15 protein-coding genes are annotated in these 15,297 nt (G+C 61.1%); 10 read left to right on the forward strand and 5 right to left on the reverse strand.

Annotated features, from left to right (window positions below; all coding sequences use genetic code 11):
* Positions 1-226 precede the first annotated feature (226 nt).
* The 8 genes from J2045_RS02785 (at position 227) to J2045_RS02820 (ending at position 7,743) form a co-directional block, all read left to right on the forward strand.
* Positions 227-790 carry a sigma-70 family RNA polymerase sigma factor gene (locus J2045_RS02785; RefSeq protein WP_307369151.1) on the forward strand — a complete coding sequence of 188 codons (564 nt, stop codon included), beginning with the start codon at positions 227-229 and terminating at the stop codon, positions 788-790.
* A complete protein-coding gene (locus J2045_RS02790) occupies positions 777-1,163 on the forward strand; it encodes a hypothetical protein (protein ID WP_307369153.1) in 387 nt (128 codons plus the stop codon). The genes J2045_RS02785 and J2045_RS02790 overlap by 14 nt, the downstream gene beginning before the upstream one ends.
* Before the next feature lie 20 nt (positions 1,164-1,183).
* A complete protein-coding gene (locus J2045_RS02795) occupies positions 1,184-1,639 on the forward strand; it encodes a periplasmic heavy metal sensor (RefSeq protein WP_307369154.1) in 456 nt (151 codons plus the stop codon).
* 327 nt (positions 1,640-1,966) lie between these two features.
* Complete coding sequence (locus tag J2045_RS02800) at positions 1,967-2,938, forward strand: AraC family transcriptional regulator (protein WP_307369246.1); 972 nt, start codon at positions 1,967-1,969, stop codon at positions 2,936-2,938.
* A gap of 107 nt (positions 2,939-3,045) precedes the next feature.
* On the forward strand, positions 3,046-4,017 hold the full coding sequence (locus J2045_RS02805) for a hypothetical protein (RefSeq protein ID WP_307369156.1): 972 nt from the start codon (positions 3,046-3,048) through the stop codon (positions 4,015-4,017).
* Between the two features lie 86 nt (positions 4,018-4,103).
* The gene (locus tag J2045_RS02810; protein ID WP_307369158.1) at positions 4,104-4,838 is read left to right on the forward strand and encodes a hypothetical protein; all 735 of its coding nucleotides are present in this window, start codon (positions 4,104-4,106) and stop codon (positions 4,836-4,838) included.
* 2 nt (positions 4,839-4,840) lie between these two features.
* Positions 4,841-7,030: a vWA domain-containing protein gene (locus J2045_RS02815; protein WP_307369160.1), complete on the forward strand. Its 2,190-nt coding sequence runs from the start codon at positions 4,841-4,843 to the stop codon at positions 7,028-7,030.
* Positions 7,030-7,743 (forward strand): hypothetical protein, encoded by a 714-nt coding sequence (locus J2045_RS02820; RefSeq protein WP_307369162.1) that lies wholly within the window; start codon positions 7,030-7,032, stop codon positions 7,741-7,743. Before J2045_RS02815 ends, J2045_RS02820 begins: the two co-directional genes overlap by 1 nt.
* A 162-nt stretch (positions 7,744-7,905) precedes the next feature.
* On the opposite strand, the gene J2045_RS02825 is transcribed toward J2045_RS02820, so the two are convergent.
* From J2045_RS02825 to J2045_RS02845, 5 genes are all read right to left on the reverse strand, one after another.
* Positions 7,906-8,685, reverse strand: coding sequence for an SDR family oxidoreductase (locus tag J2045_RS02825; protein WP_307369248.1), 780 nt, complete (start codon positions 8,683-8,685; stop codon positions 7,906-7,908).
* A 2-nt stretch (positions 8,686-8,687) separates the two neighbouring features.
* A complete protein-coding gene (locus tag J2045_RS02830; RefSeq protein ID WP_307369163.1) occupies positions 8,688-9,551 on the reverse strand; it encodes an aldose 1-epimerase in 864 nt (287 codons plus the stop codon).
* Positions 9,548-10,498, reverse strand: coding sequence for an L-arabinose ABC transporter permease AraH (gene araH, locus J2045_RS02835; RefSeq protein WP_166599063.1), 951 nt, complete (start codon positions 10,496-10,498; stop codon positions 9,548-9,550). The genes J2045_RS02830 and araH overlap by 4 nt, the downstream gene beginning before the upstream one ends.
* A 17-nt stretch (positions 10,499-10,515) precedes the next feature.
* Complete coding sequence (araG, locus tag J2045_RS02840; protein WP_307369166.1) at positions 10,516-12,024, reverse strand: L-arabinose ABC transporter ATP-binding protein AraG; 1,509 nt, start codon at positions 12,022-12,024, stop codon at positions 10,516-10,518.
* Between the two features lie 64 nt (positions 12,025-12,088).
* Positions 12,089-13,072, reverse strand: a complete 984-nt coding sequence (locus J2045_RS02845; RefSeq protein ID WP_307369167.1) for an arabinose ABC transporter substrate-binding protein — start codon at positions 13,070-13,072, stop codon at positions 12,089-12,091.
* Positions 13,073-13,273: 201 nt separating this feature from the next.
* Here J2045_RS02845 and J2045_RS02850 point away from each other — a divergent pair, with 201 nt between their 5' ends.
* Positions 13,274-14,038 carry a FadR/GntR family transcriptional regulator gene (locus tag J2045_RS02850; protein ID WP_307369250.1) on the forward strand — a complete coding sequence of 255 codons (765 nt, stop codon included), beginning with the start codon at positions 13,274-13,276 and terminating at the stop codon, positions 14,036-14,038.
* A gap of 39 nt (positions 14,039-14,077) precedes the next feature.
* Positions 14,078-15,226: a galactonate dehydratase gene (gene dgoD / locus J2045_RS02855; protein ID WP_307369169.1), complete on the forward strand. Its 1,149-nt coding sequence runs from the start codon at positions 14,078-14,080 to the stop codon at positions 15,224-15,226.
* Positions 15,227-15,297 lie beyond the last annotated feature (71 nt).

The following is a 15,297-nucleotide window of genomic DNA, read 5'->3' on the forward strand; positions in this document are numbered from 1 at the left end:
CGTCGCGGCTGCAACGAGAAAGATCGATCCTCCGACGGAAAATCCTTTCCCCACCGTTCAACATGGCAGTTCTTGTCGCCAACCTTCGTGAATGCTTATGATGATCCTCTTGATGCCGTGGGGAGAATATAGTCCCGCATGGTCCAGCCAGGCACGCCCGATGTCGGGTATGCCCGCGATACGGTCGCTCGCACCGGCATCGACGGAGAAGAGGAACTGCGCCCGCTTGCAGGACGAAGATGCATCTCTGCTGAAAGCCTTCGCCGCCGGCGATAACCGCGCGGCGCAAACGCTCATCGAACGGCTGTCGCCTCGGGTGCTGGCCCAGGCGCTGCGTCTGCTCGGCAACCGATCGGAAGCAGAGGATATCATGCAGGAAGCCCTGCTCCGCCTCTGGCGGACGGCCCCCACATGGCAACCCAGGGCGAGGGTGAGCACCTGGCTTTACCGGGTCACGGCCAACCTGTGTCTTGACCGTCTGCGCGCCCGTTGCCAGATGGTTTCCATCGACGCAGTGCCGGGTGAAATGACCGCAGGCGATCCCGCCATCATCGCGAGCCTTCAGCAGGAGGCGCGGCTCGATGCCCTGCGCCGGGCGCTGGCCGAACTGCCCGAACGCCAGGCGCTGGCAGTGTCCTTGCGTTTTATCGAGGGGCTCGGCAATCCGGAAATCGCGGCGATCATGGATATCGGGGTCGAGGCGGTGGAATCGCTGACCGCGCGTGGCAAGCGCGCCCTTGCCGCCGCATTGTCGTCGAAGAAGGAGGCCCTGGGTTATGCAGATGAATGATGACCGGCTGGACGAGCTGTTTGCCGATCTGCGCAGCATCGAGGCGGCCCCGTCTGACGCTTTGACAGCGAGGCTCATCGCTGACGCACAAAGCGAGAGTGATAGATTGGCAGCAACGCGCGAGCGCCTCGCAGATCGGCCTACCCGCTTTTCTCCTCGTCTGCTGGTCGAGGATATCCTTGGTCTGATCGGCGGATGGCGCCCCGCGCTCGGGATGGCTGCTTCGCTGTGCTGCGGCATCTGGTTTGGCGCGGTCGGCAGCGATCCGGCGATGTTTCTGTCCGGCCTTGGCCTCGACCGGCCGGCGATCACCGTAGACCTGCCCGAAAACCCCTCGGAGCTCATCGCAACACCCAAAGGCATGACAGAGTGAATGACGAAACGGATCAGCAAATGACCGACAGATTGTCCAACCGCCTCGTCGAGGCCATCCCCTCGCGGATCCATCGCCGGATCTTCATCGGCTCGCTGAGCCTCAACGCCCTGATCATCGGTATCATGATCGGCGATGCGCTGTTCATCCACCCGCCACAGCCACTGCGCTCGGTCGAGGTCTCGCGCAATATGCTGTTTGACGCGCTGCCTGCTGCCTATCGGGACGAGGTCGCCCACCTGCTGCGCAACGACCCGGCCTTCCGCGATCTGTCCGATACCAACATTGCCGATCTTCGGGCCGTGTTGACGGCAGAGCCCTTCGATCCGGAGGCTCTCGATCGGCTGTTGTCTGAGAAGTCGGAGCGCATGAAAACCGCCGAAAGCGTCCTGCAGACCGCATTGGTCGCACGACTGGCCGCAGTCACGTCACAAGAGCGCCTTCAGGTCGCGGACAGACTCGGGCGTCGTCCCTAGTGTCCGGGAGGATCTCTTTACGCACATTGCCCCTGATGACAGAGCACACGGTAGCGGAATCTGCCATGATCCTGGGGGATGTTCAGGAAAGCTTGCTGACCTGCACCACGCACGTCACAACAGCCGATCGACCATCACTGTAACTGTCAATGGCGAGAATATGTCCAACGGGCGGGTCAATCAGCCACCTCTATGTAAAGAGTATGCCACCGGCAAATCCTCGGCTTTGAAGGGCAACCTGATCTAGTTCTTGACACATCTGCGGCAGGCGGCAACCTTTGTAAAAAGGTCAAATGGCGACAACAGGGAAGGCAAGGCTTGGTAACGATGATCAAACCACTCCCCGTCATTTCGCTTTCGACCGAGAATTTTGACCCTTGCAACAGGGTGCAGGCCTTTGAGGCCGCAGCGGCGGCGATTTGCAAGCTGGCGATAGAACCAGAAACGCCTGACACCTATGCGTCCTCCACAACGATCAAGATCCTGCCGGGTGTTGTGACGGCGCGGACCAGTCATTCAGCGTCGGTCACCACCCGCACGCGGGCGATGGCGGCGGATGAGGGGGACAATCTGCTCATCCACATACCGCTGAACCACGGATTCTCCATGGCGCAGACCGGCGGGGCGGCGGTGGAATGCAAGCTGGGAGAGGTCTATCTGGACCCAAACGAGGTGGCGGGGCGGGCGGTTTTTCAGGCCGCGCGGTCGGATTTGTTCTATGTCTCGATTCCGCGCGCCGCGCTGGCGCAATCAGCGCGGGCGCTGAATGGGCGGCTGCGCCAGACCATGCCGGTATCCCCACAATGGCGTATGTTCATCCGCTATGCACAGTCCCTGGACGCCGAGGCCGAAGTGCTGGCCCCGGAGGAGCGCGCGCAGTACAGCGCGCATCTGTATGAACTGGCCCAGATCGCCCTGACCGCAGGTGACACCGCACGTCTGGAGGCGCAGGGCCGCGGGGTCAGAGCGGCGAGGCTGAGCGCGGTCAAGGCCGGGATTGACGCACATCTGACCGAACCGGGCCTGTCACTGGCCGTCATAGCCGCCGCCGCGGGTATTTCCGAACGCTACGCCCGCGCGCTGTTTGCCGAAGATCAGACCACCTTTCGCGATTATCTGACCCGCAGGCGGATGCAGCTTTTTCGGCGCATGTTGGCAGATCAGGGGCAGGACCACCGATCGATTTCAGATCTGGCAATGGCGGTTGGGTTTGGCGATTTGTCGTGGTTCAACAAGTGCTTTCGCCAGATCTATGGCGAAACCCCATCCGAAAGCCGCGCGCGTCTGTCGCATCGTTAGCTTTGTGCCGCCCACCCCGTGCTGAGTGCCGTCTGCCCCAAGCATTGGCCGCAAATCTTGCCTACTTTGTCCTCAGCCTATCTAGGGCTCGCCTTGGTTGAGGACACATGAGCAATTTCAACTTTTCGACCGCGCTGCGCGTTATGCGCCAGACCGCGCCTTTTTTAATGTTTCGGCTGGCCATCTATTTCAGCATTGCCGCAGCCTATGTGTTGGTGACAGGTGTTGGCGCCGGTGTGGGTTATGGCATTGGTGGTTTCTGGGACGATGAACGCAGGCTGGCCGCCAGCGCGTATGGGGCAGCCGGGGGCTTTGGCCTGACGGCCGCAGTGCTGTATTTCCTGCGCGAGTATGTCCTTTACACGGTGAAGGCAGGCCACATTGCCGTCATGGTCGAACTGCTGCAGGGCCGGGAAATTCCGGGGGGCCAGGGTCAGATTGCCTATGCCCGCGCCAAGGTGACCGAGCGATTTGGCACCTCAAACGTTCTTTTCGGCATTGATCAGCTGGTCAAGGGCGTCATCAATGCGGTGACGGGGCTCTTGGAGGGGCTGATGTCGATCCTGCCAATTCCGGGGCTGGACAGGCTGATGTCGGTAATCCGGGCCTATCTGCGGGTGGCAGTTGGGCTTTTGGACGAGGTGATGCTGGCGCACTGCTTTGAAACCCGCACCGTGAACCCGTATGAAGCATCAAAAACCGCGCTGGTGCTCTATGCCCAGAACGCGAGGGCAATGCTGGTCAATGCGGCTTGGGTGACGCTGTGGGTCTGGCTACTGTCGGCCCTGATCTTTGTGATCATGCTGGTGCCTGCCGGGCTGGTGGCCTGGCTGTTGCCGGGGCAGATGTCGGCGATGGGGGTTGTCTTTGCCCTCCTGTTTGCCTGGGCCGTCAAGGTGGCGCTGATCGAACCCTTTGCCATTGCCTGCATGTTGCAAGCCTATTTCAAGCTGACGGCCGGGCAGCCCCCCGATCCGGCATGGCAAGCCAAGCTGGAGCGAGCATCGGACAAATTCAAGGCTTTGGGAGAGCGGGCCTATCACTGGGCCAGCCCGCGACGGGGTGAAACCGCGCTTTGACAGGCCATATCAACCGCCTTTCAGCACAGATCAACACAGCTTTCCCGTGCGCCATTTCCCGATACCCTTCACACCGGAGCCCACTTATGCGCCTTGCCGCCATTGTTCTGAGCGCCTTTGCCCTGCCCCTGCACGCCGAAACCATCCCGGTCTTCACCCCTGGGGATGAGGGGCGGCCCTTTGTCGATGTCTACGCCTCTGGCCTGTATTCGGCTAGCTGTGTCGAAGGGGCAGGCTGCACCTGTGCCGCCATGCCGCTGGACCGCGGCGGTGTAGCGGTGGCCTTGGGTCTGGAGTCGGTTGCGGCGGACGTGCAGGGGGTCTGGGACAGCCCGGCCAGCGACCACAGTCTGACCAATGAAACGGCCGAGGCTTTGCACGCCCGTTTCGGCGGGTCGGGCTATTGCCCGCAAACCACGCTGGAACCTCACGATGGTCAGTGGCGTGATAGCAAACCCATCCATATTTCCGTGCAATGCGGGCCTGTAGGGGAGATGCTCCGTCAGGTTCTCGCCGATCAGAAGATCGTCACTGCCGCCATTGTCTGGAACGGGGTGTTCTCCAGCGAAACCGTCCAGACCGCCTTTATGGCCGCCGACCCCGATCCCGAATACACGCCCCATGCTTTCAAAGACATCACCCCGGTGGAAAGCGTCGGCACGGCACAGGCCATGACCGAGATGGGGCCGGTGACTTCGACCGGGAGGATGCAACTGTTAACGCCAAACCTTTTCGCGGTGGACTGGGAGGTCAAGGGCATGACGGAAGTCGGGGCATGCAATTGGTCCACAAGGCACCTCGTAACGCGGGTAGGGAAATGACCATGATTCAATTCGCCAAGATTTTCGCTGTTTTCGCGGTTCTTGCCAGCCCCGCGCTGGCCGATAGCCCGCGCAGCATCATCGTGATGGACGGATCGGGGTCCATGTGGGGCCAGATCGACGGGCGCGCCAAGCTGGAGATCGCGCGCGAAACGGTGGCGACCGTGCTGGGCGGCATTCCCGCAGATCAGGAATTGGGCCTGATGGCTTATGGCCATCGCGAAAAGGGCAATTGCAGTGACATCGAGCTGATTGTCCCCCCCGCCCCCGGCACCGGGGCCGAGATCGCGGCTCAAGTCGGGAAGATGCGGTTTCTGGGCAAGACGCCACTGTCGGAATCGGTTCGCCAAGCCGCCGAGGCGTTGCGCTATGGCGAAACTGCGGCGACCGTAGTTCTGGTAACGGACGGGCTGGAAACCTGCGACGCCGATCCTTGCGCCTTGGGTCGTGAACTGGAAGCTGCGGGCCTGAACTTCACCGCCCATGTCATCGGCTTTGGCCTGTCAGGGGCCGAAGGCGCGCAGGTGGCCTGTCTGGCCACCGAAACCGGCGGGCAATATCTGCAAGCCTCGGACGCAGGTGGGCTGGCCGATGCACTGGCTGCCACCGTTACCGCCAAACTGCCTCCACCACAGCCCGCGCCGGTGCCCGAACCCGAACCCGTGCTGGCCAAGGCAAGCCTCACTGTGCCCGAAACCGCCCCTGCCGGATCATCGTTGCGAATCGAGTTTGTCGGCCCGCATGAAGAACACGATTATATCCGCATACTGGACGCCAACGGCGAATGGCTGGCCGAATCCGCAGTCGATACCGAGCGCTTTGTCGAGGTGCGTCTGCCCTTCAGGACCGGCCCACATGAGGTGGTCTATCTGTTGAAAGCGCAGGAAATCATCGCCCGTGCCCGCCTGACCCTGACCGAATCCCCGGTGTCGATTACCGCCCCCGACATGGCGCAGGTAGGGAGTGATGTGACGATCACCTGGACCGGGCCAGATGCGTATCTGGACAATATTCAACTCTATCGTCAGGTCGATGACGTCCGGTTTGGCTATGGCTATGTCGCAAATCAGAACGAGATGACATTCACCATGCCCGATGAACCGGGTGTCTTTGAATTCCGCTATACGTTTCAGGACAGCGAGGTCATCTACACCCGCCCCATTACGGTGACGCTGGATAAGGTCGAAGCCAAGCCTGCCACTGGGCTGACTTCTATTCCAGTCTCTCTGTCGGTTCCTGCAAAGTTTGCAGGACAACCGATCCTGTGGTCTGCCGAACCCCTGGACCCCCACCCCGACGCCCCCGAAGCACTGGCCATGCCCGAGGCGATGACAGGCCCTTGGAACGCGGAGCTTTACCCCGGCCGCTGGCGCATCTACGCCGAAGCCCCGGCGGAGGTGACCGCAGGTCGGGGATTCGGAGCCGATATCACCGTCACCGATGCGGCAGGGCAGGTGTTCGAAATTCCCCTGACGCCGTTTGAAACCATGGGCATGGGCGAAGACCTTCCTTCAGGCGACACGGTGGCCGTCACGATCAAGGCAGAAGGCTATGATGGGCTGGTCGAATGGTCGGCGATGCCCGAAGGCGGGACGCAGGATGACCGCCTTGCAGATACCGTGGCGAACGGATGGCAAACCACTTTGATACCGGGTCAGTGGGCTATTTTTGGCATGGCGGCCGATGCCACGTTCTTTGACCGTGTCACCATAGCCGCCGGACAGACAGACTATGTGATCCCGCGCGAAGGTCCGGTAGACCCTGCACAGGCAAGTGATGACGTCGCTTATCGTTGTGATGCGGCACCGAGTTGCCGTGTCAATGATGCGCAGACCGGCCTGGGCTTTGCCCTTCCTGCCGGATGGTTTACCGACTTTCCCCATTTTTATGAAACCGCTGCGGGCGTGTCGGCGGGCCAGCCCACGATCGCGTTCATGACCGCAGTAGGCGACCGGATCGAGTTGAACCCGATCCGTTGGAGCGCTCAGAATGGAACCTGTCTTGATACCGCCGCTGGACAGTTGTGTCATTGGGCTGATGCAACAGAGGTGGTGATCAAAGCCCACACGGCCATAGCAGCCAGTCTGACCTTTACCCCGACCCGCCAGGACATCACGATTCCCGGCATCCGGCTTGACCTGACGCCGGAAGTCGCTGCCGCCCTGCGCGCAAAACTCTTGGGAGAAAACTGATGCAAGCCCGTCTTTTCGTTGCTGGCCTGTTGGGGGCCATTGGTTTGAGCCAGCCCGCCTTTGCGGAAGACAAGATCGTTGTTGCCAACTGTGGAGACGCAGGCTGCACCTGCAGCCTGTCCCCTGTGACGCTTGCGGATTACGAGCTCGTGGTCGGAAGCCCGGCACCATCCGGTGCAGAAAACATGGTGTTGGTGATCAAGGGGAACGACTATATCTGGAGCAATGCAGGCACCGATCAAATCGATGCCTCCTACGGAGGCGACGGTGTTTGCCCGATTGAACTTTTCAACATCACGCCGGAAGACGGCACATGGCGCGGATCGGTACGCGTGCAGAAGATTGAAGGCTGCCTGCCGCAGGTCGCGGACATGGTGCCGCCGTTGGTGGATCGCATGAACAGCAGCAAACAGATCACCTGGGGTGGCAAGTTCCACCCGTCGAAATTTGTGGTGGGTAACGCGCCCGATGGCATACGTTGGACTGAACGCAGCCCCACCCGGTTTGACGGGGTTTTCCCTGTGCCCGCCAATGGCACACTGGATGTCAGCGTGATCGCAACCGCGACTCTCACCGCACCTGATCGTGCCGAAGCGACGATGGCCTTGCGCTTTGCTGCCGCAGCAGGGGGCGATGCCGGGGCGCTCGCCCTGCTCGGTATGGCCAATTGCCGGGTGGAAGCGATCTATGACTTTGAAAGGGTGGGGCCATAGCTCTTGGATTTGTCAATTCGGCGCAAGTCTGTCGGCCCGGCAAACGCAAAAACGCCCTGCCAGACAGAGACGGTTAGGGATTTGGCGGCCAATCGTATGTTAAATCCGCGTAATCACCGATTTATGTTTGAATTGGTTGCGGGGGCATGAACCGCTTGAAAATCACGCCGGATGCTGCTGGACGCTCAGGCCGCCATCGATGGTCAGGCAGGTAGCGTTCATGAAGGGGCATTCGTCCGAGATCATGAAGACCGCCGCCATGGCGATTTCTTCCGGTGAGGCGATCCGTCCACCCGGATGCAGCTTCATCGTCTCGGCTTTGGCAGCTTCGGGATCGGGAAATCCGTTCCAGTAATCGATCACCTTCTGGGTCGCGACATAGCCGGGGGCAAGCGCATTCACCCGGATATTGGCGGCGGCATATTCAAGGCCGAGCGATTTGGTCATGCCGAGCAGCGCATGTTTGGCAAGCGGATAGGGAAAGGTGTGCTGGATCACGGTGAAGGCATGGGTCGAGGCGATGTTGAGGATGACCCCCCCGCTGCCGGCCAGCATGCCTTTCAGCACCGCGCGGCTACAGTTCCACGCGCCCTTGAGATTGATGTCGAAGCAGCGCGCCCAGGCTTCATCGGTAAGCTCAAGCGGTTCGGCAAAGACATTGACGCCGGCATTGTTGACGAGGGCATTGATCTCGCCGATCGTCTCTCTCGCCTGTCCGATCGCAGCCTCGATCGAGGCGGCATCGGTGATGTCGGCGGCGGCATGGCAGAGCTTTGCCCCTCGAGTTGCAAGATCTGCCGCAGCTTTCGCCAGCAGATCCCCGTCGCGATCGATCAGCAGCAGGGCCGCCCCCTCGCGTGCAAAGGCCTCGGCCATGGCAAGCCCGATGCCCTGGGCCGCACCTGTGATCATGATCCGCTTTCCGTAGAGCCGGTTGCCCATGGTCATATCCTCCTCAGGCGAATGGTGATTTCACTGCTGATTGATTCCCCGGCTGCCAGCCGCTTCAACCCTGCATAGCCCGGCATGTGATGGGCGTTCGGCAGGTGGGACATCGGTTCGAAGCAGAAGAAGTCGGTGCGATCGACCGGCATGTAGAGCATGTAGATATCATGGATCGACCCGGCGTCGATGTCGGCAGCGAGCCTGAGTTCCGGCCATTCTATGGAGGCCTGTCCGTCCCAGCCGGCAAAGGCATTGTTGACAAAGCGATCCGGCAACAATGCGGGTTCGGCAAAATCGAGTTCTCTTGACAGAGGCCCGCTCTCGCCCGGCAAGTGCCCTGCGCGTTCGCTCCACGCGGTCCGTGCCAGCGCGGTGAGGCGCGTCTGCGCCGTCCGGGCGAAGAAGGGATGTTGCCCAAGCCCGTAGAGCAGCGGCCTTTCGCCTTCATGGCGCACGGATAGCTTGAGGCTGAGAGCGTTTTCGGCAAGCGAGATGGTTTGCCATGCCTGATAAACATATGGGGAAAGCGGACCGGGCCGATGCCTGAGCGACAGCGTCACCGATGCGTGATCGGCCTTGTCGATATCCCATGGCTCAAGCCAGCCGTCGCCATGCAGGTAGAAGGGGTCCGAGCTGTTGGGCAGGAAACGATAGTCTGTGCCTTCAAGCGCAAAACTGTTGTGCTCTAGCCGGTTGCCGAAGGGCACCAGCGGGAAGCTCGCGAAGCGTCCCTCCGGGCCACCGCCGGGGATCAGGAATGCCTCGCCGTCGAACCGGGCTTCAGTCAGGGCAGCACCTTGACTTGTAACCCGTACCTGAAGGGCCCCGTTCGACAGCAGAAGCGTTTCCCGACCCGCAGTCACCGATGCCGTCCGGCAGCCGAGGAGCGCAGATTGTCGAGCAGGACGGCGATCAACAGGATCAGGCCGCGCACGACATATTGGTAGAAAGCCTGGATGTTGAGAAGGTTCATGACATTTTCGGCAATGCCCATGATCATCACGCCGACGATCACACCACTCATGGTCGCCCGGCCACCCGCCAGCGACACCCCACCGAGAACGCAGGCCGAGATAACCGAGAGTTCAAGGCCGGTTGCGGCATTCGGCTGGCCCGACGTGATGCGCGAGGCAAGCAGGATGCCGGCGATGGCGCAGACCAGCCCCTGCAGGGCAAAGATCCAGATGCGCATGTTGACGACATTGACGCCGGCCAGCCGCGAGGCTTCGGGATTGCCGCCAATGGCGAGTGTATTCTTGCCGAAGACCGTGCGGTTGAGCACGAAGCCGAAGACGATGAAGAGAGCGGCCATGACCCAGATAGGGGTCGGGATCCCGAGGAAACGCGACAGCGCCAGCTGGTAGAAATCCGGATTGTTGATGCCGACGGCGCGTCCATCCGACACGATCAGCGCGAAACCGCGCACGATCTGCATGGTCGCAAGCGTGGTGATGAGCGCGTTGATGTGGAAGCGGGCGATGACGACGCCATTGATCAGACCGACAAAGGCGCCGCTGGCGAGGGCCGCGATCAGGCCGAGCGTGATCGAGCCGGTCGCATTGGAGGCCATGACCGCGATCATGCCGGAAAAGGCAACGATGGAGCCCACCGAGAGGTCGAAATCGCGGGAGGCAAGGCAGAACATCATGGTGCAGGCGACGATGCCGATGGTGACGACCGATTGCAGCAGGCCAAGCATGTTGCGCTCGGTCATGAAGTTGGGAACGGTCAGCGCCACGATGGCAAAGGCGACCACGAAGATCACCACCAGGCCCTGATCGCCGAGAAGAAGTTTCTTAAGAGACGGCATGGATGTCGGTCCTGAATCTAGAGTGTGGCGGCGGCTGCGGTGCGATCTGGCAGGGCGGCGGTGAGGATCAGGCGTTCGTGGAAATCCGGACGTGGGACGTCGGCTGCCACATGCCCCTGGCACATCACCATGATCCGGTCGGATATGCCCATGACTTCAGGCAACTCGCTGGAGATGACGATGATCGCCATGCCCTCGGCTGCCAGGCCATAAAGAATTTCGTAGATTTCCGCCTTGGCGCCAATGTCGATGCCGCGTGTCGGCTCGTCGATAACGAGAACCTTGACGCCCTGCTCGGACAGCCAGCGTCCGAGAATGACCTTCTGCTGGTTGCCGCCGGAGAGGTTGATAATGTCCTGGAGGCGCGATGGCGTGCGAACTCTGAGCCTTGCGATGAAATCATCGGCGACCGAGGCTTCCTTCTTGGGGCTCAGGATGCCGAAGGGTGAGAAGTGCCGGCGCGAGGAGATCGTGATGTTTTCTTCGATCGACCGCCCCTGAACGATGCCATCATGCTTGCGATCTTCCGGGCAAAGCACGATGCCGGCCCGGATCGATGCGCCGGGGCTGTTGGCCGTGACGGTGACGCCATCAACCACGACCCTGCCGCCTTCACGCCTGTCCGCGCCAAACAGCAGCCGCGCCATTTCGCTGCGCCCGGCGCCGATCAGGCCGAAGAAGCCGAGGATCTCGCCCTGGCGCACGGAAAAGCTGATCGGCTGGCGCAGATTGGGGCCGCTCAGATCAGAGACCTCCAGGCGCACGGGTCCGAATTCACGCGGTCGCCAGCCCCAGATATTGCTGATCTCGCGACCAACCATTTCGGCGATGATCTGATCCCGGTTCGTCTCTGCGATGTCTGGATGATGGGCGGCAAGCTTGCCGTCGCGCAACACGGTCAAGCTGTCGCAGAGCCTGAATATCTCATCGAGGCGGTGCGACACATAAAGAATGACCGTGCCCTTGGCCTTCAGTTTTTCGATAAGGGCAAACAGCACCTCGCTTTCACGCGAGGACAATGACGAGGTTGGCTCGTCGAGCGCGATGACACGCGCATCGAGGATGACAGCCTTGGCGATCTCGACCATCTGGCGCTCGCCGATCGACAGGGAGGACACCTTGGCATCCGGATCAATATCAATGCCGATATCGCGCAGCTTGAGAGCCACGCTATCGCTGAGGCTGCGTCGGTTGATGACGCCGGCGGATGACGGGAAGCGGCCGAGCCAGAGGTTTTCGGCAACCGTCAGTTCTGGGACGAGCTGCAGTTCCTGGTGGATGACGATGACGCCCGAGGCGAAGGCATCGCGCACCGATTTATAGGTCTGCGTCACGCCATCGATGGAAATGGTGCCGGTATCGGCAGATTGGTCGCCGGACAGAAGGCGGATCAGGGTCGACTTGCCCGCGCCGTTTTCGCCCATCAGGCCATGAACGGCGCCTTTTTCGACCGAGAAGGACACGTTCGACAGGGCCTGGACGCCGGGATAGCCCTTGCTGATGTCTTTGAATTCGAGAAAGGCCATGAAAGCTCCGCAGAGTGGCCCGGCGCCGGTTGATCGCCGCCGGGCAGATGTTGCGAAAGGCAGATTACTCGATCCCGAGATCCTTGCGCACAGCTTCATAGTCGCTGCGCATGGCGAGCGCGCCGGCGGTCAGCGTCAGCTTTTCCGGTTCCTTGCCATTGGCAACCCACTCATACATGTTCATCGCGGTCTCATAGCCGTGGCGCTTCGGCGAGATGATCACGGTGCCGAAGAACCCGGTCGGTGTGGGCTTCTTGAACTCGTTGATCGCCGATTCCGCGCCGCCGATGCCAACGCCGATGACGTTATCGGCGGAGATGCCGACCGATTCCGTTGCCCTGACAGCGCCGAGAACGGCTTCGTCATTGAGGCCGAAGGCGATCCAGTGCTTCACGTCGGCATGCTTGTTGAGCACGGTGGTGGCCGCATTCAGGGCAGCTTCCGTGTCGGTCTTGGCCTGCGGCGCATCATAGATGTTTTCTGCCGGGAAGCCGGCAGCCTTGAGCGCAGCAATCGCGCCTTCAACGCGGTCGACGGCGGTCGGCAACTGGTCATAGGAGACGCGGATCGCGCCGACGTCCTTCATGTCCCAGCCGCGCTTCTTGATTTCGTCGGCCAGCGCCTGGCCAACGGTCTCGCCGATCTTGGTTGCCGAAATGCCCATATGCACGACATCTTCGAGCGCATTGCCGTCGGCGCCGACGAGACGATCGTCGACGGTCATCAGTTTCAAGTCATTGGCTGCTGCCTTCGCGACGATGCCCGGGCCAAGCTTGACATCCGGTGTGCAGACGATGAAGCCCTGCGCGCCCTGGGCGGCAAGGTTGTCGATCGCCGACATGAGCTTTTCACCGTCCTCGGCGCCAATCTTGACGAGGGTAAAGCCCTTTTCGGCGGCGGCCTGGTCCGCGAATTTCCATTCGTCCTGGAACCAGGGCTCTTCAGGCTGCTTGACGATGAAGCCGATCTTGATGTCGGCGGCATAGGTTGTGCCGGCCGCCGCAAACGCGACGACGCCAGCCAGAATGGCGGCTTTCCATGAACGCATGTGATCTCTCCCATATCCCAAAAATTGAGCAACTGCCCTCCGACAGTGCCCAAGAATTAGGTTAAATCATCGTACCAGTCAATTGCCTTGGTATGATGATTGAGATAAAGATTGCGAATTGCCGGCTTGGCAAGCGGGTGCGATATCGTAAGCCCCTGCAAATTCGGATAGACGATGGGTTTGAGACGGCAGAGGGAGGCGATGGTGGCAAGCGTGGAGCAGCACAGCGAAGGGCAGGGACCGGTCACGGTTCGCCGACCGCGTGTCCGCCGCAGCATTACGGCGGCGATTGCGCAGGACATCTGCGCCGATCGGTATCCACCGGGGTCGCAGCTGCCGCGGGAAAACGATCTCTGCGAGATCTACGGCGTCAGCCGCACCGTCATCCGCGAATCGCTGAAAATCCTCGAATCCAAGGGCCTGCTGCATGGCAAGCCACGGGTCGGCACGGTCGTCTGTGACAAGGATGACTGGAATATCCTCGATGCTGACGTGCTCGAATGGATCGGCCCCTATATCAAGGATTTCGACCTGCTCGGCTGCATCCTCGAAGCCAGACGGACGATCGAGCCCGTCGCCGCCGAACTGGCGGCAAGCCGGGCGACAACGCAGCAGATTGCCGATCTGGAAAGCGCCTGGCGCCAGATGCGCGATTCGAGCGATGACCCGGAACGCTTCACCGAGGCCGATGTGCAGTTTCACGCCGTGTTGCTGCTTGCCAGCCACAACCAGGTGTTCCGGCGGCTGTCGAGCGCCATCCATGCCGCCCTTCGCTACGCCTTGCATGCCTCGAACGTCGCGGTTGAAAGCCGTGAAGACGCGGTGGTGATCCATGGCGAACTGGTCGAAGCCTTGCGGATGCGTGACGGCGAAAAGGCAAGGCATGCGTCCAACCGGATGCTTGATCTGGCCGTGCATGATCTGGCCGCCGCTGAACGGGTGATCGGCCGCAACAACAGCAGATAAGCGGGCTGAACGCCTGCGACAGCAGAGAAGAAGACGCGCATGAAAATCACCAAGCTCACGACCTACATCGTCCCGCCGCGCTGGATGTTCCTCAAGATCGAAACCGACGAGGGCATCGTCGGCTGGGGTGAGCCGGTTGTTGAAGGCCGCGCATTGACGGTCGAGGCGGCCGTGCATGAGCTTTCGGACTATCTGATCGGCAAGGATCCGATGATGATCGAGGATCACTGGCAGGTCATGTACCGCGCCGGTTTCTATCGCGGCGGTGCCATCCACATGAGCGCTATCGCCGGCATCGACCAGGCGCTCTGGGACATCAAGGGCAAGGCTCTCGGCCAACCCATCCACGCGCTGCTCGGTGGTCAGGTGCGTGACCGGATCAAGGTCTATTCCTGGATCGGCGGCGATCGTCCCTCGGACGTAGCCAACAATGCCCGCGATGTCGTTGCCCGTGGTTTCAAGGCCATCAAGCTGAATGGCTGCGAGGAAATGCAGATCGTCGATACCTGGGAGAAGGTCGAGAAGGCCGTGGAGACGATCGCCATCATCCGTGAAGCGGTCGGTCCCCATGTCGGGATCGGCGTCGATTTCCATGGCCGCGTCCATCGTCCCATGGCCAAGGTGCTCGCCAAGGAACTGCAGCCCTACAACCTCCTGTTCATCGAGGAGCCGGTGCTGTCGGAAAACCGCGAAGCCCTGCGCGAGATAGCCAATCACTGCTCGACCCCGATCGCGCTCGGTGAGCGGCTCTACTCGCGCTGGGACTTCAAGTCGGTTCTGTCTGACGGTTTCGTCGATATCCTGCAGCCAGACCTCTCCCATGCCGGCGGCATCACCGAGTGCCGCAAGATCGCAACCATGGCGGAGGCCTATGATGTGGCCCTTGCACCGCATTGCCCGCTCGGCCCGATCGCGCTCGCCGCCTGCCTGCAGGTCGATGCCGTCAGCCACAATGCCTTCATTCAGGAACAGAGCCTCGGCATTCACTACAATACCGGCAACGACATTCTGGATTACATCTCCAACAAGGAGGTGTTCCACTATGCCGATGGTTTCGTCAGCATTCCGCAGGGCCCGGGCCTCGGCGTCGAGGTTGACGAGCAATATGTGATCGAGCGAGCCAAGGAAGGCCATCGCTGGCGCAATCCCGTCTGGCGCCATGAGGATGGCAGTGTCGCAGAATGGTGAGCCGCAAGTGGACCGGCTCACCTAAGGCCATATAAAAATGCCTTGTGCCCCACTGGAACTCAGATCGCAAA

Origin of the sequence: Peteryoungia aggregata LMG 23059 (genome assembly GCF_030814435.1) — a bacterium.
In the GTDB taxonomy this organism is placed as follows: domain Bacteria; phylum Pseudomonadota; class Alphaproteobacteria; order Rhizobiales; family Rhizobiaceae; genus Allorhizobium; species Allorhizobium aggregatum.